This is a genomic window from Pseudovibrio ascidiaceicola (assembly GCF_900114245.1).
Lineage (GTDB): Bacteria > Pseudomonadota > Alphaproteobacteria > Rhizobiales > Stappiaceae > Pseudovibrio > Pseudovibrio ascidiaceicola.
This window is the reverse complement of sequence record NZ_FOSK01000006.1, coordinates 259,700-284,847: the sequence shown is the minus strand read 5'-3', so window position 1 is coordinate 284,847 and position 25,148 is coordinate 259,700. Positions and strand designations below refer to the sequence as shown.

Here is a 25,148-nt window from a genome sequence, read left to right as displayed (position 1 = left end):
AAGGTTTCCAGTCCCGTTTACTTTGAATGAATATTGGTGATTTTTCGCGATGATTATTGCGCTTATTCGCCGTTCATTTGGGCGACTAGATCCTTGGGCAATCTGCGTGGTTTCCCGTCTGCAGAAATAGCCACAGCAGTCACACGTGCTTTGATCAAAACTTCGTCACCACGCATAACTCTCTGGCTTATAAACATCCGGACACCCTTCACTTCACTGATATCCGTATGAACTTCAAGCACATCATCGATTCGTGCAGGCTTGAGAAAATCAATGTCCATATGACGAACAGCAAACGCCAGACGCTCCCCATGCATGCCTGAATCCAGCTCATGATGATGCACACCGCGCATACGCAGCAGCTCAGTGCGGCCGCGCTCCATGAACTTCAGATAAGCTGCGTGATAGACGACCCCGGAAAAATCGGTGTCCTCGTAATACACACGTACAGGCAAAATATGTTCGTTGCCGTCAATTCGTCCCGTCAGATCGGGCCAATTTGCCTCAGTTTTTTTAGTGTTCATATCTGCAGATCAGTCTTCAGCGTGTTGAAAAAGAGCCATCTGAGGTGCATTCGGATTATCAGGCACCGCCAAACCAAGGTGTTTAAAAGCGATTGGCGTCAAAATTCGGCCACGTGGTGTCCGTTGTAGATAGCCATTCTGGATAAGGTAGGGCTCAACAATCTCTTCAATCGCATCACGTGGCTCAGAAAGAGCTGCTGCAATCGTCTCGATCCCAACTGGTCCACCACCAAAGTTCAGGGCTATCTGCTTCAGATAACGCCGATCAAGACTATCAAAACCAGCGCTGTCCACTTCCAGCTGCCGCAAAGCCCTGTCGGCGAGCCCATTATCAATCTCAGCATCCCCGGCCACAATCGCAAAGTCCCGCACACGGCGCAACAAGCGCCCCGCAATACGAGGCGTCCCGCGGGAACGTTTGGCGATCTCTCGTGCACCAGCATCACTCATGCCGATTCCCAAAAGCCGCGCGCCGCGCTTCACAATCAGCTCCAGTTCTTCTGGAGTATAAAACTCAAGCCGAACAGGAATACCAAACCGGTCACGTAACGGTGTCGTCAGCAAGCCAATACGGGTCGTTGCAGCCACCAGAGTAAACTTCGCCAGATCAATCTTCACAGACCGCGCAGCTGGTCCCTCACCAATGATGAGATCGAGCTGGTAATCCTCCATTGCCGGATACAGCACCTCTTCAACCGCAGGGTTGAGACGGTGGATCTCGTCAATGAACAGAACATCCCGATCTTCCAGATTGGTCAGCAACGCAGCAAGGTCGCCTGCCTTTGCAATCACAGGACCAGACGTCGCACGGAAATTCACACCAAGCTCGCGCGCCATAATCTGCGCCAGTGTTGTCTTGCCAAGGCCCGGAGGCCCAACAAACAACACGTGGTCCAGCGCCTCACTTCGTGCTTTCGCCGCTCCAATGAAAACCTTCAGGTTTTCACGCGCCTGCGCCTGTCCGGTAAAGTCATCCAGTGTTTGCGGACGCGTGCCACTATCAATCTCGTCGCCCCGGATTTCAGGAGTAACAAGGCGATCCTCACCCTCATTCATTACGCAAGTTCCTTAAGGCCGAGGCGAATAAGTTTTTCAGCGCTCGCATCTTCACCCGCCGTTTTCACAGCAGCTGCCACAGCAGCGGACGCCTGTGCAGGCTGATAACCGAGATTGGAAAGAGCCGAGACAGCATCTGCAACAGGCCGGGACGCCACATTTTCCGCAACGCTTTGCGAAACGGCAATGGTGTCATCTTCAACAGAAGCGAAGGCAGGCGCCTTGTCTTTCAGCTCTGTCACGATACGTTCTGCCACGCGCTTACCAACACCCGGCGCCCGTGTAATCGCAGTCTTATCGCCCAGCGCAATCGCATTCGCCACTTCAGACGCCCGCATGATGCCCAAAATGCCCAGCGCAACCTTCGCACCAACACCTTGAACAGTCATGAGAATGCGGAACCACTCACGCTCGCTGTCCTCGGAAAAACCGAAGAGCTTGATCATGTCCTCACGCACCATGGTCTCAATAGCCAGCACAGCGGCTTCGCCTACGCGCGGCAATTGCTGCAGCACACGAGAGGGGCAATGCACCTGATAACAAACACCTTGCACATCCAGCAGGACGAAATCATCGCCGTAACTGTCGACGATACCCTTGAGTTTCCCGATCATTTCAAACGCGCCTCCGCTGCGGCCAGACGGCCCGTTACACTACCCCGGTGATGACTATGGCAGATCGCAATCGCCAGCGCATCCGCCGCGTCGTCCGAATTAAACGTCGCCTTCGGCATCAACACCTTCACCATCATACGGATTTGCTCTTTTTCCGCATGCCCGGTTCCCACCACGGTCTTTTTCACCAGGTTCGGAGCATATTCTGAAACCACGAGATTGTGCAGAGATGGCACAAGCAGAGCGATCCCCCTCGCCTGTCCCAGTTTAAGCGTAGCCCCTGCATCCTTGTTCACAAACGTGTTCTCAACCGCAGCTTCAGAAGGATCAAAGCGTTCAATCACTTCTTGCAAGCCAGTGTACAGCTGCTTGAGACGTTCTGCGAGAGAGTACTTGTTGTTGGATTGTATCGTGCCGCTCCCGATGAAGCTGACGCGATTACCTTTGGCATCAATAATGCCCCAACCAGTGTTCCTGAGACCAGGGTCAACACCCATGATTCGAATTGAATGATCCATAGAACAAACCGGTAACGAAAAATCTCCGAAGACGCTAGCCAGTAACCTCAACCAATCGCCTAATCCGCTAAAATTCAGGAGTAATCCACGCGTTCCTGCGTCAGTTGCAGATTAGGACCCGCAATGATTGAAGCCTTGTACGCCCACTCAGCCTTGCAGTTGTCCTTAGTCGCAGGAGCCATCCTTCTGGCCGGTCTAATGCGTGGTTTCGCTGGCTTTGGGTCAGGCATGGTCTGGATCCCGCTCGCCGCACTGGTCATCGGCCCAAAGCTCGCTGCGGCTACACTTCTCATCCTCGACACCATCATCGCATTGCCGCTCATTTTTCCGGCAACCAAGCTCTGCCGATGGAAAAGCGTAGTGCCTGCTGCCATTGGAGCGATCCTTGCTGTCTCTGTCGGCGCATGGATCCTCGCCAACGCACCACCCATCATTCTGCACTGGGGCATATCCATCGTAGTCCTCGCACTACTCGCCGTCCTCATGTCCAACTGGACCTATTCAGAGGAACCCAGCCGCAAGCAAAACCTCAGTGTCGGTGCGCTCTCCGGCTTGCTTGGCGGTTTCAGTCAGATGCCGTCCATCCCCATCTACACGCTTTGGGCCACCGGCCCCCATCCACAAAACATAATTCGAGCCAACATGATTGTGTTTATCGCGATAGCCGATGTCTCCGCCTATGCCTCTTACGCTTACAACGGTCTTTTCACAAAAGAGCTCATCCCGGTCCTGATCATCGCAGGCCCAATCTATCTGGGCTGCCTTATGTTTGGTGCGAAAGCCTTCAAAAGCGCACCTCCCACCTATTTCAAATGGGCAGCAAAAGGCATCATCTTGCTCGCAGCAGTCGTTTCGCTGCCATTCTTCCACGACCTCTAACCATACCCGCCTCATCCAATTTCCCGCAGTTTCACAAGGCTAACGGGCAGATTGTCATCTCTTGAAGGGGGTAATTGAGAAATTCTCGACAATTCGGCCAATTGTCCCGATTGGAGGAAGGCACCTTCGTAACTTATAGTCCGCACAACTAGGAAGCCTTAAACCGATCTTCTCAGCAGAGGCATATATGCTCCCAGACGTCGCAGGACTCGAATCCCCGACCTTCTTGATGGTGTGCGCAACCATAGCGCTCGCTGGGTTGACTCGTGGGTTTGCCGGGTTCGGAGCCGCGATGATCTACATGCCCATCGCCTCAGCTATTATGGAGCCAAAACTGGCCGCGGCTTCCCTCCTCATGGTCGATGCAACAATCTCACTGCCCATGGTGGTCTCTGCCACCAAAATCTGTGATTGGAGAACGGTTCTCCCCGCAGCAGGTGGGGCAGTGATCACTGTATCTATCGGAGCATGGGTACTCACGAATGCCGATCCCTACGTATTACGCTGGGTTCTGTCCGCGGTGGTCCTCCTCCTGCTTATCATTTTGATTTCAGGCTGGCGCTATACCAAGGCACCCAACAAACGCACGTCTTTCGGTGTAGGCGCAGTTTCTGGCCTGCTCGGCGGCATGACACAACTGGCTGGCCCTCCGGTCATCACCTACTGGATGTCAGGCCCCCTGCCCGTCAGCGTTATTCGCGCCAATCTGATCACCTACTTCTTCTTCACCAGTTTCGGCTCATTTGCGGCGTTCTGGTGGAATGGCCTGATCACACAGGAACTGCTGCTCCTCTCACTCCTGATCTGCCCGGCATATGGCCTGAGCATCTATTTGGGAGCCAAAGGCTTCTCACGATCAAGTGGTCGTTCGTACCGTGCACTCGCTTATTCACTCATATTGGGAGCTGCCATCACAAGCATGCCAATTTTGGATGGAATTCTCAGATGAACTAAGACCAGACATGCGTTGATAACGGCCACAAGAAGCCAAGAACAACCGACACATCTTGCGAAACAAAGAAAAACACCTTAGTTTCCGCAATAATATCCCTATAAACAGACGAAAAAACCAGATTTATGCCAAAAACATCGCTCGACAAGATTGACCTAGAAATCCTGAAAAATCTTCAGGAGGATGGCCGCCTGACCAATGTAGAGTTGGCAGGTAAGGTCGCCCTGTCCCCATCTCCATGCCTGCGCCGCGTTAAAAACCTCGAAGACAGCGGCGTGATCAACGGCTACCAGGCATCCGTAAACCGCAAGACTGTTGGTCTTGGCATGACGGTCTTTGTCGAAATGCGCGTAGGCAAACAGAGCAAAGCGCAGATCATGTCGATCATTGAGCGCGTCACCTCTCAGCCAGAGGTCGTGTCGTGTCATCTGGTCTCAGGACAATCCGATATCCTTGCTGAGATTGTTGTTCCAACGCTGGAAGCCTATGACGTCTTCCTCTCAGATTTCTTGATGTCACTGGACGGCGTCGAGGACGTACGGTCCAACTTTGCCATCCGCACACTCAAAGCAAACGGCGCATTGCCATTACAGCATCTAGAATCCATTATCGACGACGATTAATCAATCACGAGGCGTCCTCGTTTTTACCTGAACCGGTAACGATCTGCGCCATACTGACCAGCTCGGAAATCCTGTCCTGAAGGAAGTTGCTGTTTTGAGCGATGAGCAGCATCTGCCTTTGAAAAAGACAGAAAAAGTAAGCACCAACGCAAAGCCCCAGTCCAATAAGGGAGAGGGGCTGCCCGAGCAAAGCAAGGCCGATGTAAAGCAAAGGTGGGAATACGGTCACAGTGACTGAACACAGGGATACCCACCACTCTCCCTTATGAAAACCATTAATCGGCATGGTCAAAATAGCCGCTGTCGCAATCAGGCAGCGCTCTTTCATAGTTCGTGCAATATTCACTGCCTGCCGCAGATACAACGCCGTCAACAAGCCAGCTACCGTCAACACATACGGTGCACTTAGCACGCAAAAGCCATAGATCCGCGCCACCAACGGCGCCCTCTCCTCCCAGACACCGGAAGGCGTTTCCAGCACGGCACCGATAACCAGCAGCGCCGCGTAGGCAATCGCCAGCAAATGTAACCGCCATGCCGAGCCTATGGCATGCTCAATCACGCGAACCTTATCGTTTTCCTCATTCACGAACTTGCCTTCAACTCTGATCATGGTCGCAAAAAGGTTTCACAGAGCCCCGACTAAGCCAACTCCATTGAAATCAGGGGCGCACTCGCAAAGCAAACACGCAACAAAAAAGGCGGCACGCAAAACGCACCGCCTTTAGAAAACTTAATCAGAAACAGGCTTAGCCGAGCTTTGCCATGATTTCCTCTGAGATGTCGAAGTTAGAGAAGACGTTCTGAACGTCATCATCATCTTCCAGCGCATCCATCAGTTTCATGATGGTGCCAGCTTTCTCTTCGTTCACTTCTACAAGGTTCTGCGGCTTCCAGATGGTCTTCACAGACTCAGCTTCACCCAGCGCTTCTTCCAGTGCTTTGGAAACCTCGGAGATGTCTTCGAAAGCGCAGATAATGGTATGGCCATCTTCGTCGCTCTCAACATCATCGGCACCACCTTCGATGCCAGCTTCCATCACTGTGTCAGCATCACCAGCTTCAGGCTTGTAAACAAGCTCGCCAACACGATCGAACATGAAGGAAACAGAACCTGTTTCACCCATGGAACCACCGTATTTGGTGAAGTAGGAACGCACATTGGCTGCAGAGCGGTTTTTGTTATCAGTCAGCACTTCAACAATAATCGCGGTGCCGCCTGGACCATAACCCTCATAGCGAATCTCGGTATAATCAGCACCTTCACCAGCCTGAGACTTTGCAATCGCGCGGGCAATGTTGTCCTTCGGCATGGACTGGGCCTTCGCGTTCTGCACAGCAAGGCGCAGGCGCGGGTTCTTGTCCGGGTCAGGATCACCCATTTTAGCAGCAACTGTAATCTCTTTGGAAAAGCGAGAGAACAGTTTGGAGCGCACAGCATCCTGACGTCCTTTGCGGTGCATGATGTTTTTGAATTTTGAATGTCCGGCCATAGGTCTTCCCGGCTTGTGTTTAGAATAAAACTTAAAGCTCAAAGGAGCGCTCACCAAGCCGCTGATAGCTTGGACAGCGCTCTCCCCGACACGCATGTCGCCTAAACGTCGAGCAAATTTGATGAAAGCTTATAAGACGCTTACACGACAAAATCCAGAGCAAGAAACTGCGAGAGAGGTCCCGACCTTCTTCTTCCCTGCCAATCACCGTGTAAGCATGACGTTTATTCAGGCTCAGCTGTTTGCTGCACTTGGCCAGAATGGTGGGATAATCTGCGACAAACGCCCACCAATTCGGACCGGAGAGACATGCTTGGCCAGGCCAGTGCGGTCATCCGTCTCAACAGCAACACCACAAATTGTTGCCTCACCCAGCGCAGGTGTAAAACGGCCACCATTCATTTTGCGCAGGAAGCGATTGACTGGCTCTTCCTTATCCATACCCAGAACAGAATCGTAATCGCCACACATACCCGCATCGGACATATAGGCCGTACCGCCCACCAATACCTGATGATCAGCAGTCGGAACGTGCGTATGTGTGCCAACAACCAGAGATGCACGGCCATCACAGAAGTGGCCCATCGCCTGCTTTTCACTGGTCGCTTCGGCGTGCATATCAATAATGATCGCATCAGCCATAGCGCCCAGCGGGCAGTCAGCCAGAATTTTGTCGATAGCGGCAAACGGGCAATCCAGCGCATCCATATAAACGCGGCCCATCACATTCACCACCAGCACGTCAGCACCGTTTCTGGCACGGTAAAGGTTTGCACCCTTACCCGGTGTTCCTGATGGATAGTTTGCAGGGCGCAGCAAGCGGTTCTGACGCTCAATATAAACAAGCGTGTCGCGCTGGTCCCAAATGTGGTTACCAGTGGTCACAACGTCAGCACCAGCATCCAGCACGTTTTCGAGAATTTCTTCGGTGATACCAAAGCCTGCTGCAGAGTTTTCGCCATTCACAACGACGAAATCCAATTGGTTGTCTTCAACAAGTTGAGGCAGTTCGTCAGTCGCGGCATTGCGACCAGCGCGCCCAACAAGATCCCCAAGAAACAGCAGCTGCATCTATACACCCTTTCAAACGTATCCCCGAAACGCCCATTCGGCTTTCTATCAGGACACGCACAAAACAAAACGTAGAACATGACGCGTAACTGCATTTAAACGCAGACATGCCCTGCCACGTATTCCAGACCTAAGGCTTTATAATGAAAGAATACGCGCACATCATTTGGACCAAATCAGATCCGCCAGTTGCCCAGCATTTCATGTAAAACGCTTGAGACTCTATGCCTGACAAATCACTCTAATCACCAGCTCTCAGAAGCCCACGATCCGTCAGGATTCCATCCAGTTGACGATCATGCGGCTCCATCGGAACCTCTTCTACCTCTTGAACCGCAAATGCAACCCCAATCGCAATGAGATTGGTAAGTTTTTCCAGTTCACTCAATGCACGGTCGTAAAAACCTTTGCCATATCCGATGCGGTTGCAATCCTGATCAAAGGCAGACAAAGGCACCAGCACCACATTAGGGTGCACAACCTCGGCCTCAGGCCCCGGCGCCATACTGCCAAAGCCCGCAGGTTCCAGCGCCCCATCCTGGTCCAAACGGCGGAACTCAAGATCATCCCCAACGACAACAGGAAGACATAAAGAACACCCGGTCTTTGCCAGTGCATCCATCAACGGACGCGGATCAACCTCATCTCGAATAGGCCAAAACCCGGCAACAACCGATCCCGGCTCCACTCCAAGCTCACCAGCATACCCAACAAGATCAAGCGACCGCTCAATCCGCTCCACTGGCGATAGAGTTGCTCGTGCAGCAAGTCCGGCTTTCCGCACGTCTCGCTTGGCCAGTTTACAATCGGCATTCTCGGTGTCTTGAGACGTCAACACGCACCTCACTTCTGTTGAATAGCGCATTCCCGAAAGGATTAGATCACTTATTGGGACACAATACGCATGAACGACGCGCATTATGGTGCAGCCTGCGAAAAATCGCAAAGCAAGAGAACATCACTGAAATGAGAGAGGAAAACAAAAAGATAAGAGCGCGCCACGACAGCCGTTGGAGAGTGTGCAATCCCGGAGAACCTACTATGTAGGTGGGCGCCGTGTCCCCAAGCCCACGAGCGAGGGAAGGAACAGCTCCCAAAGGAATGCGTAAGGCCCCGGGGATATGTGTCTCCTGACAAACCGCGCAGCAACGCAATGGGTGATATAGGCCAGAGCCGATATAATTACCAGTCCTTCTGATAAAACCTTCACATTAAATCAAGCGTAACCCACTGTCATAAACAAGTATCGCCAGCTCGTATGCGAGCGCTTTTTTAAGGCTATCAATTCGATTACCGAGAACCGTTCATAACGCAAGGGCATGTTCTGCAGCTTCTTCATAGTTTCCGCGTAAATAGGGGCACAAGAAAAGGAAGCCGGATTTCAAGGCCCCTGGGATTTTTCGAGAGGAAGGAAAGTTGAATGTCAAACAATGCGTTTGCAGGCGTTCAGAAGCTCGGGCAATCCTTGATGCTGCCAATTGCAGTGCTGCCAGTCGCAGCAATCCTCCTGCGCATCGGACAAGCTGACCTTCTTGATCTTCCCTTCGTTGCCTCTGCCGGGAGTGCAATTTTCGCCAACCTGGGCATGTTGTTTGCCGTAGGTATCGCAGTTGGCTTTGCCAAGGAGAACCACGGCGCAGCAGCTCTCGCGGGTTTGGTCGGCTTCCTCGTTGCACAACAAGGCGCTGTTGAACTGGCAGGGCTCAGCCAAGAACAAGCTCTCAAGATGGAAGGCCGTATTGCAGTCCCGGTCGGGATCATCATGGGTGTTACGGCAGGCCTGCTCTACAATAAATTCCGGGATATCAAACTTCCCGATTACCTCGCCTTTTTCGGAGGCCGCCGCTTTGTACCCATCGTGACCGGTCTCGCGGCACTGCTCGTTGCCGCCCTCTTTGGCTATGGCTGGCTTTGGTTCGATAGAGCTTTAATCTCCCTCACAAACACAATCACGCATATGGGTGATGCAGGGTTGTTCCTCTATGGCGCTTTGAACCGGTTGCTGATCGTCACAGGCCTTCATCACATCCTGAACAACATCGCTTGGTTCATTCTGGGCGACTATATTACGGCCTCTGGAGATGTTGTCACCGGCGACCTGAACCGCTTTTTTGCGGGAGATCCAACCGCCGGAGCCTACATGGCTGGTTTTTTCCCGGTCATGATGTTTGGCTTGCCCGCCGCATGCTTGGCTATGTACCATTGCTCAAAGCTAGAAAACCGCAAAGTCGTCGGAGGCATACTGCTCTCTATGGCGCTCACGTCATTCCTGACCGGCATCACTGAGCCCATCGAGTTTGCCTTTATGTTCCTGGCCCCTGCACTTTACGTGATCCACGCAATCCTCACAGGCGTCTCGATGGTTGTCATGAACGTGCTGGGTGTGAAGTTGGGCTTTGGTTTCTCGGCAGGTTTGTTCGACTACCTGATCAACTACGGCATCTCCACAAAACCGCTCCTGCTAATCCCGGTAGGCGCAGCATTCTTCGCCATCTACTATTTTCTGTTCGTGGCAACCATCAAGCTCTTCAACCTAAAAACCATGGGCCGTGAAACTAAAAGAGCGGATAAAACAGCAGACAACCTCTCCGACACGAACAGCAAAGCACATGCTTATCTGGCAGCCTTAGGTGGATCAGCCAACCTTTTGGAAATAGATGCCTGCGCAACCCGGTTACGCCTGAAAGTGAAAGATAGTGATGCCATCAATGAAGCGGATTTAAAACAACTCGGCGTTCACGGTATCATCAAACCTGCTGCTGGCTCTGTCCAAGTGGTTGTTGGCCCGATAGCGGACCAACTGGCAGGCGAGATAAAAGAAGAAACAAAGAAATCTTAAGCCGCGCTTTCGTCTTCGCGCAGCTCGCTGTCCATATCAGCGCTCAACTGCTCAATCTTGTCTGCGCTTTCCAACAGGCGCGCGACAATCTTGGCTTCTTTCTCACGATGCTCTTTTTCAAGCTCTTCAATACGGCTCAAATACCGCTGCTCTTGTGCAGCCAGACGCTCTTCAACAGAAGCCTCGGCTTTTCCAAGCTCTTCGATACGCCCTTCAGCAGCGCGCAATTTCCGCTCAACTTCGGCAAGGTGATCCGTCACCATGATGCCCGCCATCACGGTTAAGCGCTGATCGCCAATCTCACCAAAATTCTCTCTCAGGCTACTGATGCTGTCGTCAAAACGCTGAGCAAGACCGAGAAGCCGTTCTTCCTCACCATCATCGCATGCCATGCGAAAGCTGCGATCATTGATTGTAACTGTAATCTGCGCCATTGATCTTAGCTCTCCTGTCCGTCGAGAACAGTACGAATGGATTCCATGGCAGCAACAAGGCGGCGGGAAACATCTTTGTTGACATCTTCAAGTCGCGAACCACGCGCCTCGGCCTGATCAAGCTTTGATGCCAGCTGTGTTCGATCCTCACCAATTCTCTGCAGGTCGTTTTCTAACGCATCAAGGGTCTTGTCACGGGACGTCCTGCGATGAAGCGCCCCCTCAAGCTTCGTGATGGAGGCAGTAATACGATCCAGCGCACGATCCAGATCTTGCCCACTATCCATCTTCACCTCTGACATCTACCTGTATCCGTACTCACCAAAACATCAGTCACCATTGGGAGATGGTAACCCGACCTAATCCCGTCTAGGGAAGCGGAAGACAATTATCCATTAGCTGGAGGGAATCGTCGAGCTTTATTCACATCATATCTTAGGAATATGCGAGAACCATCTCATTTATCAGTGATTACAGAACTTACAAAGGCCTTCGACTCGGAAAATTACCCGACGCAACATTCGTGAACAAAATACAAGCTTCGCCACCATAAAAATCTAATGAACACGCATTTTACGCTAAGCAAATTCACTCATTAAAGAGACCTTGGCAACATAACTTATGTTGACAAATGCTATTCAAATTTCAAAAGCGCTCAACTTACGCAATAAACGGCACCAGAAGAGCTCAGTTTCATTGACTCAACTTTCTGACCTGCTATGTCTCCTTCCGTTATTCGTTCGTGGACAACTGCCAATTCGCATTAGTCTGGGGCAAAGACTATGGCACCTGTCATCGAATTTACACTAGCTATTAGTAAAGAACCGGCTGCCCTGCCGGGTCGACAGCGGGAATAAGATGACCGATCTCGAAAAGCACTCTCGCATGGCGAATGCGATACGCTTTCTTTCAATGGACGCCGTTGAAAAAGCAAAATCTGGCCACCCAGGACTTCCAATGGGTGCAGCCGACATCGCAACGGTCCTGTTTTCCAAGTTTCTGAAGTTTGATCCGAACTCCCCGAAATGGGCAGACCGCGATCGCTTTGTGCTCTCCGCAGGGCACGGATCCATGTTGCTGTATTCCACACTCTATCTGCTGGGATACGAAGACTTCTCCATTGAACAACTTCAGCAGTTCCGTCAGCTCGGCGCCCGCACATGCGGCCACCCGGAATTCGGTCATGGCGCAGGTATCGAGACCACCACTGGTCCTCTCGGCCAGGGCCTTGGCAACGCAGTTGGCATGGCAATCGCTGAGCGTCTGCAGGAAGAGCGTTTCGGCAAAGACCTCGTAAACCACTACACCTACGTTCTCGCAGGTGACGGTTGCTTGATGGAAGGTATCTCTCAAGAATCCATTTCTCTGGCAGGTCACCTCAAGCTGAACAAGCTGATCCTCATCTGGGACGACAACGGCATCACCATTGATGGTTCCGTAGATCTGTCAGACAGCACCGATCAGATCGCACGCTTCAAGGCATCCGGCTGGAACACCATCTCCATCGATGGTCATGATCCGGAAGAAATCGAAGCAGCGTTGACTGAAGCTCGCAAGAGCGACAAGCCAACAATGATTGCGGCGAAAACCACAATCGGCTTCGGTTCTCCAAACAAGTCCGGCACCAACAAAGTGCACGGTGCTCCTCTGGGCGCTGAAGAAATTGCAGCAACCCGCGAAGCTCTTGGCTGGTCTGCTGAGCCGTTTGAAGTACCAAGCGACGTTCTCGATGCATGGCGCATCTCAGGTCTGCGTTCCGCAAACGCTCGTAAAGAGTGGGAACAGCGCTTCAACGAAGCAAACCCTGAGCAGCGTGGCGAGTTCGAGCGCCGTTGCCGTGGCGACCTGCCATCCGGCTTCGACGCAGCAATCGACGCTTACAAGAAAGAGCTTGCAGACACTCAGCCAAAAATGGCGACCCGTAAGGCGTCCCAGGCTGTTCTGAAAGTAATCACAGGTGCTGTGCCTGAAACCATCGGCGGCTCTGCTGACCTGACTGGTTCCAACAACACCAATACAGAACATACACCACCAGTTACTCCGGACGATTTCTCCGGACGCTTCATTCACTGGGGCATCCGTGAGCACGGCATGGCTGCAGCAATGAACGGTATGGCGCTGCATGGCGGAGTTATCCCCTACTCTGGTGGCTTCCTGATCTTCTCCGATTACTGCCGTCCATCTCTGCGTCTGGCAGCCCTGATGAAGCAGCGCGTCATTCACGTAATGACCCACGACTCCATCGGTTTGGGTGAAGATGGCCCAACACACCAGCCTGTGGAGCACTTCGCGGCTCTACGTTGTATCCCAGATCTGCAGTTCTTCCGCCCAGCGGACATCACTGAGACCCTGGAATGCTGGCAGTTGGCGATGAAAGCCGCTGATAATCCAAGCGTTTTGGCTCTGACCCGTCAGAACCTGCCGTCCCTTCGTCCTCACTACGAAAGCGAAAACCTGTGTGCCAAAGGCGCATACATCATCGCTGACTGTGAAGAAGAAGCGACCGTTACTCTGTTCGCAACCGGCTCCGAAGTTGAAATCGCAGTCGACGCGAAAAAAGAGCTCGACGGCAAGGGAGTTGCGACCCGCGTGGTCTCCGTCCCTAGCTTCGAACTCTTCGAGCAACAATCTGACGCATATAAGAATGCCATCATTGGTGGTAGTCCGGTGAAGATCGCTGTGGAAGCGGGCGTTCGTATGGGTTGGGATCGCTTTGTCGGTTCTGATGGTGGTTTCGTAGGCATGTCAGGATTTGGTGCCTCCGCCCCTTACCAGGAGCTCTATGAGCATTTCGGGATTACTGCTGATGCAGTGGTCCAAGAGGCAGAAAAGCGCCTTGGCGATAGCGATAACGCCTAAAGCTGACTAAATGAAGCTTCTGGCTCCTCTCAGCCAGAGGCCTCTCAGAAGACGGCCGGCAAGAGCTGGCGAATATATAAAACGAGGGCGTTTTTTAAGACGCCGTACCGAAAGAGGTTCTTAAATGGCAGTCAAGGTAGCCATCAATGGCTTTGGTCGCATTGGTCGTAATGTTCTCCGTGCAATCATTGAATCCGGTCGTACCGACATTGAAGTTGTAGCAATTAACGACCTCGGCCCGGTTGAAACGAACGCACACCTGCTGCAGTTTGACTCCGTACACGGCAAGTTCCCTGCAAAAGTGACCGTAGACGGCGACACAATCGATTGTGGTCGTGGTCCAATCAAAGTAACCGCTATCCGTGATCCTAAAGAATTGCCTTGGGGTGAAATGGGTATCGACGTTGCGTTGGAGTGCACCGGCATCTTCACCGCAAAAGAAAAAGCTTCCCTGCATCTGGAAGCTGGCGCAAAGCGCGTTCTGGTTTCTGCTCCTGCAGCAGGCGCTGACAAAACAATCGTTTACGGCGTAAACCACGACACCCTGACTTCTGAAGATCTGGTTGTTTCCAACGCATCTTGCACCACCAACTGTCTGTCTCCGGTAGCTTACGTTCTGGACAAACTGGTTGGCATCGAAAAAGGCTTCATGACCACCGTTCACTCTTATACCGGTGATCAGCCTACTCTCGACACAATGCACAAGGATCTGTACCGCGGCCGCGCAGCAGCTCTTTCCATGATCCCAACCTCCACAGGTGCTGCTAAGGCTGTTGGCCTGGTTCTGCCTGAGCTGGCTGGTAAACTGGACGGCGTTGCAATCCGCGTACCTACTCCAAACGTTTCTGTTGTTGACCTGACCTTCATCGCGAAGAAAGAAACTTCCGTAGAAGAAATCAACGCAGCAATCAAAGCAGCGGCTGAAGGCGAACTGAAGGGCGTTCTTGGTTACACCGAAGTGCCAAACGTTTCTTGCGACTTCAACCACGACCCACACTCTTCCATCTTCCACATGGACCAGACCAAGGTCATGGAAGGCACAATGGTTCGTATCCTTACCTGGTACGACAACGAGTGGGGCTTCTCCAACCGCATGGCGGACACCGCTGTTGCGATGGCAAAGCTCATCTAATCAGAAAAGGGCCGCTTTTAAGCGGCCCTTTTTTCTCACATATACCAGTGCGGAGTGATCCAATCCCTGAGCCGCACCATTCAGTGCGAATACTCCCATAGATTTGATCACGAACTCCGCAAAGTCTTTCTGTAAGTAAGTCGACCAGTATAAGGTCACAGACAGAAATTCCGGAGATTTTTATGTCTTTCAAAACTCTTAGCGACGCCGAGCTTTCCGGCAAACGTGTTCTCGTCCGCGTAGACCTCAACGTTCCAATGAAGGATGGCACCGTTACCGATGCCACCCGTATCGAGCGTGTCCTGCCAACCATCCGCGAAATCTCCGAGGCTGGCGGCAAAGTCATCCTTCTCGCACACTTTGGCCGTCCAAAAGGCAAAGTAGTCGAAGAGATGAGTCTCGCACCTGTTGCTGGCCCTGTTGCAGACCTGCTTGGCAAACCAGTTGCTTTCGCTAAAGATTGCACTGGTGACGTAGCCAAAGCTGCCGTTGATGCAATGGCTGACGGCGACGTTCTGCTTCTGGAAAACACCCGCTTCTATGCTGGTGAAGAAAAGAACGATCCAGAATTCGCAAAAGCACTGGCTGCAAACGGCGACCTATACGTAAACGACGCATTCTCTGCAGCACACCGCGCACACGGTTCCACCGAAGGCATTGCAAAGCTGCTTCCTGCATTCGCGGGCCGCACCATGCAGGCAGAACTGGAAGCACTTGGTTCCGCACTTTCCACCCCTGAACGTCCGGTTCTGGCAGTTGTTGGCGGCGCAAAGGTTTCCTCCAAGATCGATCTGCTCGAAAACCTCGTGTCTAAAGTAGACATTCTGGTGATCGGCGGCGGCATGGCAAACACCTTCCTCGCAGCTAAAGGCGTGAACGTCGGTAAATCCCTGTGCGAGCACGATCTGGCTGACACAGCAAACCGCATCATGGCAGCAGCTGAAAAAGCAAACTGTGAAATCGTTCTGCCAACAGACGCTGTTGTTGCATGGGAATTTGCAGCAAACACCAAGAACGAAACTGTTGCTCTCGATGCAATCCCAGCAGACGCAATGATGCTCGACGTTGGCGCAGCTTCCATCGAAGTTGTGAAAGCAAAAATCGATGAAGCGAAGACCCTCGTTTGGAACGGCCCTCTCGGCGCGTTTGAAATCGAGCCATTCGACAAGGCAACTGTTGCAGCAGCACAGCATGCAGCAGCACGCACCAAAGAAGGTAAGCTGAAAACTGTTGCTGGTGGCGGTGACACCGTTGCAGCGCTCAACCACGCTAATGCAAGTGAAGATTTCTCTTACATCTCCACTGCTGGCGGCGCGTTCCTTGAGTGGCTGGAAGGCAAAGCACTACCTGGCGTTGTTGCTTTAGAAGCATAAGACAGTTAGTTCTTACATTATTCTGGATTGAGGGGCCTTTTTGGTCCCTCTTTTCGTTTTATTCTCGCTTTTGCCTAGAATTTGACACAGCCTCTTGAAAAAGAGAGCAAGACGCTGTTTAGAACTTATCCCAATGAATGGGCCAGAGGCTTGACGTAGGTTACACTACCGCCATGATCTCTTTTTACTGGAATTTTATCAGGAGCAACCTCAGTGCATCCGCGTCTGTATCTTGTCACACCACCAACCTTTGACCTCGACGAATTCGAAGGACAACTCAAACAAGCTTTGGAAGGTGGCGACATTGCGAGCCTGCTGATCTCCATGCCGGACGCAAACGAAAGCGACCTGCAGGCGGCTGCAAAGCGTCTGGTGCCACTGGCACAGGCCAAGGAAGTTGCTGTTCTGATTGAAAACAACACCCAGATCATGGGTCGCTCCGGTGCAGATGGCCTGCACGTTTCCGGTTCTGACAAGGATCTGGAAGAAGCCATGCAGTCCTTCTCGGAAGACCGCATCATCGGGCACGCAGGCGTCAAGACACGCCACGATGCCATGGTTGTTGCTTCTATGGGCGTCGATTACATGTTCTTCGGCCTGCTTTCACTCAATCAGGAAGAAGAGCCACATCGCAAATCACTGGACTACGGCACCTGGTGGTCTGAAGTGTTCGAAACGCCATGCGTCGTCCTGGCGGGCACCTCAGTTTCCTCAGTTGACACCGCAGCCCAAACTGGCGCTGAATTCGTAGCAGTACGTGAAGCTGTCTGGAATCACCCTGAAGGGGCCAAAGCAGCCGTTGAGCAGGCCAATGCAATCCTCTCAACACACACACTGGCGGAAGCTGAGGACTGATATTTTGAAGTTGTCTGGTTCTATCAAACTCGTAACTGTCGCAGCTGTGACCGGCCTGCTCGGCTTACAGGGCATGGCTGTTGCACAAACAACTCCGAGCGGTGGAACCACACCTCAAGGCGCAAGAACCGTTGATCCGTATAATCCAAACGGATCAACCCTGCTGCCCTCTCCTCTTTCAAAAGCACCATTCATTCCGCAGGTTTCACCAACGCCGGAAACCATTAAGGGCGACCCCGCCTATGGTGCCTTCCAACGCGGGTGGTACCTGACAGCTCTGGCACTGGCGACCCGTCAGGCTGAAGCTGGCATCACCAGCTCCAAGACGCTGCTCGGTGTGCTTTACGAATCCGGCAGAGGCGTCCCGCAGGATTTGCCATTGGCCGCAAGCTGGTATGAGCTCGCCTCAAATGATGGCGACCCGCAAGCAGCATTGCGCCTCGGCCTGCTCTATCTGGCTGGTGCTGGCACAACAGCTGACAAGAACAAGGCCGCCCAGCAGCTGGAAAAAGCTGCAGCTGCCAACATTCCCGAAGCACTCTACAATCTCGCCCTCCTTCATCAGGAAGGCAAAGTCCGTCCGAATGATCCCAAGCTGATCAAAGACCTGCTGGAACGCGCCTCAGAAACCGGCGATGCCGACGCCATGCTGGAACTTGGCATCTACCTGAAGGACGGCCCGGAAGAAATCCGCGACCCTCTCCGCGCCGCCTTCTGGATGGGCCGCGCCGCCCGTCGCGGACTGGTTCCTGCGCAGATTTACTACGCAACTCTGCTGTTCAAAGGCGAAGGCCTCGTCCCGAATGAGACCGAAGCTGCTGACTGGTTCGAGCGCGCAGCAACCAAAGGCAACCCAATCGCCATGAACCGCCTCGCCCGCATCTACGCCAATGGCCGTGGTCGACCGGTTGATCTGATTGAAGCCTCTGCCTGGCAGTTCCATGCAGGCCGTCAAGGCATTCTGGATAGTGAGTTGGAAGCGATTTCCAATTCTCTTTCTCTAGAACAGCAAGAGCAAGCTAGCAAACGCGCAGCAGCAATCGGAATTAAGATTGGTGCATCTCCAGTACTCCAATCAACTCAATAGATCTCAACTGAAGTTCTTTTGATGATAAACCTATGAGTTTTTGTGTAAAATTATCAGCAGATAAAGTATAGGAAACAGATAGACTCCAGCACACATCACATCAACTTACAAACGCCCAGCTTCGCGCAACGTCAGACGATTAATTTACTCAAGTCTTTTAATCGCAAAAGAAAACCCATGAAGCAAATAAGTATATTCATCAGTCGCTTGGTGCTAGCCTTAGGTATTGGTGTAATTTCATTTCTGACATTTGGTGAAATGGTCAGAACTGGCTTACTTGATATTGGCACTTCCAACCAAATAGCTGGGCTGGGCAAGGTGGTAACTTTCGTTCTCAGCGTCGTCTTTGTTGTACAGATTACTAAGCGCAGAAGCGATAAAAAGCCCTAAGATTTTCCGCACTCTCCTTGTGGATATGCACCGGAATGTAGGTTCGCGGTGAGCATCCGCTCTTTTTCCTTGAAAAACACGCGAAATTATGTTGCACAGACCTCCAGACAGGCTGCGATCCTAGGCCCAGCGCCAATCCGCATCAGCCTTTGCTAAAGCATATCCCTGATAAGAGCCAACCGGGCGACAGATCAGGATGCGCATGAAAACAAAAGTTAAGAATGTGGCGCGTAAAGATAAGTGAACGCGACATGCTCTGAACTTATCAAACTGATTGGTAGTTCTATGAAACTCAATGGCAACGAAATTAAGCCGGGCCACGTGCTTATGCACCAGGACACACTTTGGGCTGCGGTTAAAGTTCAGCACGTGAAGCCAGGTAAAGGCGGCGCATTCGCTCAGGTCGAAATGAAAAACCTGCTCGATGGTCGTAAACTGAACGAACGCTTCCGCGCAACCGAGTCCGTTGAGCGTGTTCGCCTTGAGCAGAAAGACTTCCAGTTCCTCTATGAAGAAGGCGACATGCTGGTATTCATGGACAACGAAACATATGAGCAGCTCGAACTCCAGAAGGAATTCGTTGGTGAGCGCGCAGCATTCCTGCAGGACGGCATGACCGTGACTGTTGAACTGCACGAAGAAAAGCCAATCGGCATTTCTCTCCCAACCCACGTCACTCTGGAAATCGTAGAAGCTGACGCAGTTGTAAAAGGTCAGACCCAGTCTTCCTCTTACAAACCAGCAGTTCTGGAAAACGGCGTACGTTGTATGGTGCCTCCGTTCATCACCTCCGGTGAGAAGATCGTTGTAGACACCGACTCCGTTGAATACGTTCGTCGCGCAGAGAAATAATCTAAAAGCAATAAAGATGAGGCAGCATACGGCTGCCTCATTACCCATTCAGGAACGGTGAATAAAAAATGGCACGTACGGCCCTTTTAAACGTAATGGTTCAGGCTGCGACAAAAGCTGGTCGCTCTCTGGCACGGGACTTCGGCGAAATTGAAAACCTGCAAGTATCCCGCAAGGGCCCAGGTGACTTTGTCTCCCAGGCAGATCACAAAGCAGAAAAAATCGTTCGTGAAGACCTTCAAAAAGCACGCCCAACCTACGGCCTGCTGATGGAAGAATCCGGCGAGATCGAAGGTACAGACGGTCAGCACCGCTGGATCGTTGACCCGCTCGACGGCACAACAAACTTCCTCCATGGTATTCCGATCTTTGGTGTTTCCATCGCTCTGGAACGCGCTGGTCAGATCGTTGCAGCCGTGATCTACAATCCGATCATGGACGAACTGTACACTGCAGAAAAAGGCGCTGGCGCATTCTGTAATGACCGCCGCCTCCGCGTTGCAGCACGTAAAGACATGACCGACTGCCTGATCGGCACCGGCATTCCATTCATCGGCGTTGGCGACCATGGCCGCGCGCTGAAGGAAATCCGTCACGTGATGGGCGAAGTTGCAGGTATCCGCCGCGCTGGTGCAGCTGCACTGGACCTGGCATGGGTAGCCTCCGGTCGTCTCGATGCATTCTGGGAAAACGGTCTGCATCCTTGGGACATGGCGGCAGGCGTTCTGCTGGTGCGTGAAGCTGGTGGTTTCGTGTCCGATGCCAACGGCAAGGACGACATGTTCGAAACCCGCTCCATCATCGCAGGCAACGAGTTCACACACCTCCAGATGCGTGAACTGCTGGCAAAAGCCAAGGCCTAATAGCTAGGTCGCTTAGCCAATACAAGTTCCAAAAGGCAGCTTGCTCCGGACCACTCCGGCAAGCTGCCTTTTTTGTTCTCAAAATCCTACATCCGCACCTGAAACTTCTTCGCAAGCACCTTCACAGCGGCATCCTCACTCAAACCTGCGATAGCTTGAATTTGCGCGGGCTCGTCAAAGAAACACTTCATCACGGCAATAGCGGGTGATTGATCCCAGTGTGCCCTGTCCACCTGCGAAATCTCCTGAGTGAGCCGCTGGTGGAACCGGTGCAGAGCAAACTTCGTGCTGTGCTTGGTCAGCGTATCAATGGCATGTCTCTTAATCTCCGCAACAACGGTACTTCGCCGCGCAGACCCACCCTGCCCAGTCGTAATATTATGCTTACGCGCATATTTCTGCATGGCTTGCTGATCACCCGCAATCACCTTCTGAAGCTGTTTGCTTTGATAATGGTGCACGCCCCATCTGATCAACCGCGTGGCCACAAAGGCCACTGAGCCCAAAACAAACGCCCCGCCAATTGCAGCCCCAACCGGTCCAGCCGCAGCTGCAACGCCAGCAGCCGCAACGCCTCCAGTGGCCGTCGCAACAACACCCGCAACACCGCCTACAGTCAGCGCAGCAAATCCAAGCCCGTCAACCGCAGACAAAACAGCCTTACCAATCTTGGTGTTTCGCGCCTTGGACTGATTGTTCGCAATGGTCTTTGTAATCATCGCCAGCTCCGCGTCCCGCGGTTGTGAGACCTTCCGCGATCCGTCCAGCCCTGAAACTGGCACCTCCTGCTGCTCTGAGAACAAGCGATGCAGAGCTTGCGCCTTTTTACCGGTCTGATGGTGCTTAAAAGCTTTGATAGCCGTGACACTGGCATCATAAGCCGACAGGCCAATCGCAAGTACACCAACGCCTGCTCCAACAGTGCCGGCAGCATAACCCAACCCGGTCGTAACCAGAGAAACCCCTTCAACATTTGAGGTCAAAGCTCTTTCCGCGATCGCCATGCCATCAGCAACCATGGCAAGCCCCCACACTTCTGCAGAGAAAATACTCACATGCATCTGTTTGTGGTAGTCATCTCGCATGGCCTTCGCCAGCTCAGCATTTTTGCCATAATTGGCAACAAGCCCGGTCAGTGTTTTATGAGCCCGATCAGCCTCTCGCACTCTCTGCTTAAGTGCGCCCTCAAGATGATCCAGACCACCCTTCAAATGCGCACTGTCAGTGGTGGAACTCTCGCCATAATGCAGCGCCACTTCATTGCGCAAAGTGGTCAGGCACTCAGTCTCTCCAGCGGTTCCCATCTCAGTTTTAACGTAAGCGTCCAAAGCAGCACTCGCGCGTGGTGATAAATCAGGAAACACCCCATGCAAAGCAACACCAAGTCCGTCCTGGGAAACCTTACCTGCCTTTACCGCCTGAGCCATCGTATCCAGCAGCGTTAAAGGGGAACCGCCACCTTTCTGCACATCCTTGACCATGCGGGACAACGCAGCCACTTCAGCAATATTCTTTTGCGCCTCAAGAAACTGCGAAGCCTCAGAGCGAAAGGTATCCAGTGCTGCATCCGCAGCTTTCATGCTCGTATAAGCAGACCGCGCTGAAATCAGGCTCTGGATTGCACCTAGAGCGTAATAAAAGCTGGTAAACCCGAAGCGACCATAAGCAACGCCATCCGTTATCGGGATTTCACCACGGAAAATCTCTGCGCGACCATTCACAGCTCCGTTGATCAACGGCGTGACATTGTGAGGAAACTTACCCAGAACATTTCTCACAAGCCCCTCTGTCTGCACGCCCTCAACAGCGGCTCCTCGTGCAGTCACCCGGGAGGGATGATACCCAGCATCTTTATCCTGCCCACCCGCAATCTCGGAAAGCTGCTTGGTCCGAACTTCATTCCATTCTGTCTGGCTGGCACGCAGCCGCGACTGCGCTCTGCCACCATCCAGCGCCCGATCAAGCGCAGGTTGCCTCTCTTCAACGTGGCGGTGTAGGTCTTTAATGACAGGCCCAAGAACACGCAGGGTCTGGCGGTTCGGCGTCGCTCCCCGTGCAATTCTCTTAAAGTGATCGACGAGGGTTTGCTTGGTCTCAGCCTGCTCAGGGTCAGAAAACGAGACAGCCGCCAGCTGCTTTTGCAGGTCAGCAGCCCGCTCTTTCGTTAGCAAGCTTGGGTCTTTGGCAAATGCCTGCAGCTCCTGCAGCATACGGTTCTCAGCACCAACCCCAGCAACCTTGTCACCAAACCGGGCCGTATGGCCCAGATAATCACGCTGAACAGGTTGAAGCTTAAGACGTGAATCCAGAAGCGCCCGCTCCATGGAGGAAATTGCAGGTGCCTCTGGTGCGAGCCGCGCAGTTTGCCCGGACACGCCAGAAGAAGGAACACGCCGGGGCTGAAAACTTGCCAGAGAGACCCTGCTTTGTTGAGAGGGAACACGCGCGTCTCGCCCACCACCAGCTACAGGTACTGCCGAAAGCCGGTAAGGCATCCGCGCAGACTGAGTATTGGTCCGCACCCTTTCCGGTCTGGTCTCTGTCGACCCAGAAGCCAGACTAACATTTGAACTGGCCGTACTGGCCTGCGTTGATATTCCGGTATTCCTCATAGTGGCGTCCCTCCCAAACCACTCAGACCAAAATATGCTCTGAGGACCACTGGCTTTCTGCGTCTCCGGCGTTGACCAGCGAATGGCGCAGCTGCAAAGCCTCACCAATAAAGCTCTTCAAAGCCTCCATCAGGTGTTCAACCGGATCAGTCATTTGCAAAAGGAGGTGTTGCCGCACAGCATAGCGCTGCCGGGCATCGAGTATCAGGCCACAGGACGTCAGTTGGCCCACACGAGCCAACAGGGTTTTCAGTTGAGGCAATTCCAGATCATTTTCTGGAAACACATCAGCTTCCAACTGAACCTCATAGCGCCGTTCCTGAAACCGCGCCCAAATCATTGTCGTAAGATGATGTTCATCAGAGTGAAGGGCAACTTGCCCAGCTCCGTTCGGCGCCAGAGCAGGCAATTGAAGCTCCGCCGCCAAACCATCAAATAGGTCTTGTAATTCCGTTTCCTGACATCGCTCCAAAATGCTCTCCCAAACAACTGCATGAAGCAAAAGCGAACAGGACAAGCCTAGAGAAGCAGTTGATGCACAAGTGTATCGAAGAGCACAACCACACCGCTAAGTTGATATTTTATTTCTCTACAATTCTAATCATTGAAATAAAATAACCCAAACTCAATAAAAGGTGCTGAAAAGAAGCAACGTGTATGGATGCTCTCCTCACACGTTGCCCAGCAGTCATGCGTAAACCTAAAGCAAAAGGTCTTCCTAAGGCTTTGGTCTCACGGCTTCATGCAAAATTGCAGGTTTAATATCAAGCAGTTTGGTCTCATTCAGGCAATCAAGACCCCGAACAGTAATCACACCATCTCCGATACTTAGAATTGGCAATTGAGAGACTGCAATGGGGTTGGGCCGATGAGGTGAGCGAAGCGCGAAACTCCCAATAAGGTCATCAGTTGAGTGGCTGCACCCTTTCTGCTGGATGAGAGATCTTTGCGTATTTTCAAACCAGTACAGCAACATAATCGCCTGCCCCGGCTGAAGGCCCTTTAATCCTGCCCAATAATCATGTTTCAGGATGACTTTGCATTCTGGCCCTTCAGGCTGAATGTTGTTCGGGCAATCCTCAACATCAAAATACGGGGTTTCAATATGCCCGATATAGATAAGTTCTCCAGTCATACTATACTCCTTAAGCTTCTTCCCTGCCGGAAATCACTGCGTAAATAAGGATCGTCACGACGATAATCGTGCCACCGATGAAGCTTTCCTGGTGCGGTATCTCACCAAAAAAACCGAAGGCAAAAAGAGGGGCCAGCACCGTCTCTATCATCAGCAACATGCCAACCTCTGGCGCTGTGATATAGCGCGTCGCAACTTGAGAAAGGACACGACCAAATGGAGCGGTAAACAATCCCATCAAGCCCATAATGACCCATGTGTTCAGGCTGTAAGTGGACGGCGCAGCGAGAAAAAACATAGCCACCGCCAACAGGAAGCCACCAACACCAACGCTCGCCATGCGGCTGACACCTTGATACTTGCGCAAGAGTGTTTGATTGAGAGACAAACACGTCACCGCTAGCCCTGCCAGTACATCCCCCATAAGAGTTCCGGACCCAAACGAACCGGAGACAACAATCGCAATTCCAATCATTATCGAAATGATAGAAATCCACGTTGCGCGTTTCGTCACCTCCCCAAGAAAAAGCCAGCTGAACGCAGCAGCTAATGCTGGTGAGATACTGAGGATAACAAAAGTGTTGGCGACCGATGTCAGCTTGATACTCAGCACCAGCGAAGAAGCACTCCCCAACATCAACAAGCCGGAAAACAAGACTGGCCATCCGCTCGCCCGCAACGCCCCAATCACCCCGCGCTCATCCCGCATCTGGATAAAGAATGGCATTGAGATAGCTGTAAAAAGCCCGAATAAGAATGCTGTATCAAACCCGCTTACACCCGAATACCGGATGAAGATCGGGTCAAAGCTCATCAGCACAGCACCCAGCAGGGTGATAAGAATTCCGGATACTCTCAGATTTTTCTGGTCTAACGTGTACCCTGTTAGATAAGACATGATGTATACCTTCAATAATCATACCGCTCAGTATGATTTATTCAGATACACACGAATGTCAACAAAATCATACTGATTGGTATGATTTT

Annotated in this window: 25 protein-coding genes and 1 other RNA gene; 11 read left to right on the top strand and 15 right to left on the bottom strand. The window is 52.3% G+C overall.

Annotation, left to right across the window (positions count from 1 at the left end):
* Positions 1–62 precede the first annotated feature (62 nt).
* The 4 genes from ybgC to ruvC are packed head-to-tail and all read right to left on the bottom strand — an operon-like array spanning position 63 to position 2,712.
* Positions 63–524: a tol-pal system-associated acyl-CoA thioesterase gene (gene ybgC / locus BM231_RS13585; RefSeq protein WP_063291531.1), complete on the bottom strand. Its 462-nt coding sequence runs from the start codon at positions 522–524 to the stop codon at positions 63–65.
* A gap of 9 nt (positions 525–533) precedes the next feature.
* A complete protein-coding gene (gene ruvB, locus BM231_RS13580; protein ID WP_063312761.1) occupies positions 534–1,580 on the bottom strand; it encodes a Holliday junction branch migration DNA helicase RuvB in 1,047 nt (348 codons plus the stop codon).
* Positions 1,580–2,194 carry a Holliday junction branch migration protein RuvA gene (gene ruvA / locus BM231_RS13575; protein WP_063312762.1) on the bottom strand — a complete coding sequence of 205 codons (615 nt, stop codon included), beginning with the start codon at positions 2,192–2,194 and terminating at the stop codon, positions 1,580–1,582. The genes ruvB and ruvA overlap by 1 nt, the downstream gene beginning before the upstream one ends.
* Positions 2,191–2,712 carry a crossover junction endodeoxyribonuclease RuvC gene (ruvC, locus tag BM231_RS13570; RefSeq protein WP_084403842.1) on the bottom strand — a complete coding sequence of 174 codons (522 nt, stop codon included), beginning with the start codon at positions 2,710–2,712 and terminating at the stop codon, positions 2,191–2,193. Before ruvC ends, ruvA begins: the two co-directional genes overlap by 4 nt.
* Positions 2,713–2,835: 123 nt before the next feature.
* Between ruvC and BM231_RS13565 the strand changes: the two genes are divergently transcribed.
* From BM231_RS13565 to BM231_RS13555, 3 genes are all read left to right on the top strand, one after another.
* On the top strand, positions 2,836–3,591 hold the full coding sequence (locus BM231_RS13565; protein ID WP_093520144.1) for a sulfite exporter TauE/SafE family protein: 756 nt from the start codon (positions 2,836–2,838) through the stop codon (positions 3,589–3,591).
* 187 nt (positions 3,592–3,778) lie between these two features.
* Complete coding sequence (locus BM231_RS13560) at positions 3,779–4,540, top strand: sulfite exporter TauE/SafE family protein (RefSeq protein WP_208860347.1); 762 nt, start codon at positions 3,779–3,781, stop codon at positions 4,538–4,540.
* Between the two features lie 128 nt (positions 4,541–4,668).
* A complete protein-coding gene (locus BM231_RS13555; RefSeq protein ID WP_063312764.1) occupies positions 4,669–5,166 on the top strand; it encodes an Lrp/AsnC family transcriptional regulator in 498 nt (165 codons plus the stop codon).
* 4 nt (positions 5,167–5,170) lie between these two features.
* Here BM231_RS13555 and BM231_RS13550 read toward each other — a convergent pair whose 3' ends face one another.
* From BM231_RS13550 to ssrS, 5 genes are all read right to left on the bottom strand, one after another.
* Positions 5,171–5,755, bottom strand: a complete 585-nt coding sequence (locus BM231_RS13550) for a hypothetical protein (RefSeq protein WP_093520267.1) — start codon at positions 5,753–5,755, stop codon at positions 5,171–5,173.
* A gap of 160 nt (positions 5,756–5,915) precedes the next feature.
* The gene (locus BM231_RS13545; protein WP_093520142.1) at positions 5,916–6,659 is read right to left on the bottom strand and encodes a YebC/PmpR family DNA-binding transcriptional regulator; all 744 of its coding nucleotides are present in this window, start codon (positions 6,657–6,659) and stop codon (positions 5,916–5,918) included.
* Positions 6,660–6,893: 234 nt separating this feature from the next.
* Positions 6,894–7,730: a TIGR00282 family metallophosphoesterase gene (locus BM231_RS13540; RefSeq protein WP_093520140.1), complete on the bottom strand. Its 837-nt coding sequence runs from the start codon at positions 7,728–7,730 to the stop codon at positions 6,894–6,896.
* A 241-nt stretch (positions 7,731–7,971) separates the two neighbouring features.
* Entirely contained in the window at positions 7,972–8,565 is a 594-nt protein-coding gene (locus BM231_RS13535; RefSeq protein ID WP_093520138.1) for a 5-formyltetrahydrofolate cyclo-ligase, read from the bottom strand.
* A 157-nt stretch (positions 8,566–8,722) separates the two neighbouring features.
* Positions 8,723–8,882, bottom strand: a non-coding RNA gene (gene ssrS, locus BM231_RS13530) — 6S RNA.
* Positions 8,883–9,150: 268 nt separating this feature from the next.
* On the opposite strand from ssrS, the gene nagE reads away from it, so the two are divergent.
* Positions 9,151–10,569, top strand: a complete 1,419-nt coding sequence (gene nagE / locus BM231_RS13525) for an N-acetylglucosamine-specific PTS transporter subunit IIBC (RefSeq protein ID WP_093520136.1) — start codon at positions 9,151–9,153, stop codon at positions 10,567–10,569.
* Here nagE and BM231_RS13520 read toward each other — a convergent pair.
* Together BM231_RS13520 and BM231_RS13515 are read right to left on the bottom strand one after the other, a co-directional pair.
* Entirely contained in the window at positions 10,566–11,003 is a 438-nt protein-coding gene (locus tag BM231_RS13520; RefSeq protein WP_057461990.1) for a cell division protein ZapA, read from the bottom strand. The genes nagE and BM231_RS13520 overlap by 4 nt on opposite strands.
* Positions 11,004–11,008: 5 nt before the next feature.
* Positions 11,009–11,305 (bottom strand): DUF4164 domain-containing protein, encoded by a 297-nt coding sequence (locus BM231_RS13515; RefSeq protein ID WP_093520134.1) that lies wholly within the window; start codon positions 11,303–11,305, stop codon positions 11,009–11,011.
* Between the two features lie 556 nt (positions 11,306–11,861).
* Between BM231_RS13515 and tkt the strand changes: the two genes are divergently transcribed.
* The 7 genes from tkt (at position 11,862) to BM231_RS13475 (ending at position 20,414) form a co-directional block, all read left to right on the top strand.
* A complete protein-coding gene (gene tkt, locus BM231_RS13510) occupies positions 11,862–13,862 on the top strand; it encodes a transketolase (protein WP_093520132.1) in 2,001 nt (666 codons plus the stop codon).
* A gap of 124 nt (positions 13,863–13,986) precedes the next feature.
* Positions 13,987–14,994: a type I glyceraldehyde-3-phosphate dehydrogenase gene (gap, locus tag BM231_RS13505; protein WP_057461993.1), complete on the top strand. Its 1,008-nt coding sequence runs from the start codon at positions 13,987–13,989 to the stop codon at positions 14,992–14,994.
* Between the two features lie 182 nt (positions 14,995–15,176).
* Positions 15,177–16,367, top strand: a complete 1,191-nt coding sequence (locus tag BM231_RS13500) for a phosphoglycerate kinase (protein ID WP_093520130.1) — start codon at positions 15,177–15,179, stop codon at positions 16,365–16,367.
* Positions 16,368–16,580: 213 nt separating this feature from the next.
* Complete coding sequence (locus BM231_RS13495; protein WP_063312771.1) at positions 16,581–17,222, top strand: thiamine phosphate synthase; 642 nt, start codon at positions 16,581–16,583, stop codon at positions 17,220–17,222.
* A 4-nt stretch (positions 17,223–17,226) separates the two neighbouring features.
* Positions 17,227–18,309, top strand: coding sequence for a tetratricopeptide repeat protein (locus BM231_RS13490; RefSeq protein ID WP_208860345.1), 1,083 nt, complete (start codon positions 17,227–17,229; stop codon positions 18,307–18,309).
* Positions 18,310–18,984: 675 nt separating this feature from the next.
* Positions 18,985–19,551: an elongation factor P gene (efp, locus tag BM231_RS13480; RefSeq protein WP_063312791.1), complete on the top strand. Its 567-nt coding sequence runs from the start codon at positions 18,985–18,987 to the stop codon at positions 19,549–19,551.
* Positions 19,552–19,619: 68 nt separating this feature from the next.
* A complete protein-coding gene (locus BM231_RS13475) occupies positions 19,620–20,414 on the top strand; it encodes an inositol monophosphatase family protein (RefSeq protein WP_057461997.1) in 795 nt (264 codons plus the stop codon).
* An 86-nt stretch (positions 20,415–20,500) separates the two neighbouring features.
* Here the strand turns inward: BM231_RS13475 and BM231_RS13470 are convergent, their stop codons facing one another.
* The 4 genes from BM231_RS13470 to BM231_RS13455 all read right to left on the bottom strand — a co-directional run bounded on the left by BM231_RS13470 (position 20,501) and on the right by BM231_RS13455 (position 25,059).
* Positions 20,501–23,026: a hypothetical protein gene (locus BM231_RS13470; protein ID WP_208860344.1), complete on the bottom strand. Its 2,526-nt coding sequence runs from the start codon at positions 23,024–23,026 to the stop codon at positions 20,501–20,503.
* A 22-nt stretch (positions 23,027–23,048) separates the two neighbouring features.
* Complete coding sequence (locus BM231_RS13465) at positions 23,049–23,498, bottom strand: hypothetical protein (RefSeq protein ID WP_208860343.1); 450 nt, start codon at positions 23,496–23,498, stop codon at positions 23,049–23,051.
* Between the two features lie 246 nt (positions 23,499–23,744).
* Positions 23,745–24,161 (bottom strand): TrmO family methyltransferase domain-containing protein, encoded by a 417-nt coding sequence (locus BM231_RS13460; protein WP_093520126.1) that lies wholly within the window; start codon positions 24,159–24,161, stop codon positions 23,745–23,747.
* Between the two features lie 10 nt (positions 24,162–24,171).
* Positions 24,172–25,059, bottom strand: a complete 888-nt coding sequence (locus BM231_RS13455) for a DMT family transporter (protein ID WP_093520124.1) — start codon at positions 25,057–25,059, stop codon at positions 24,172–24,174.
* Positions 25,060–25,148: the final 89 nt, after the last annotated feature.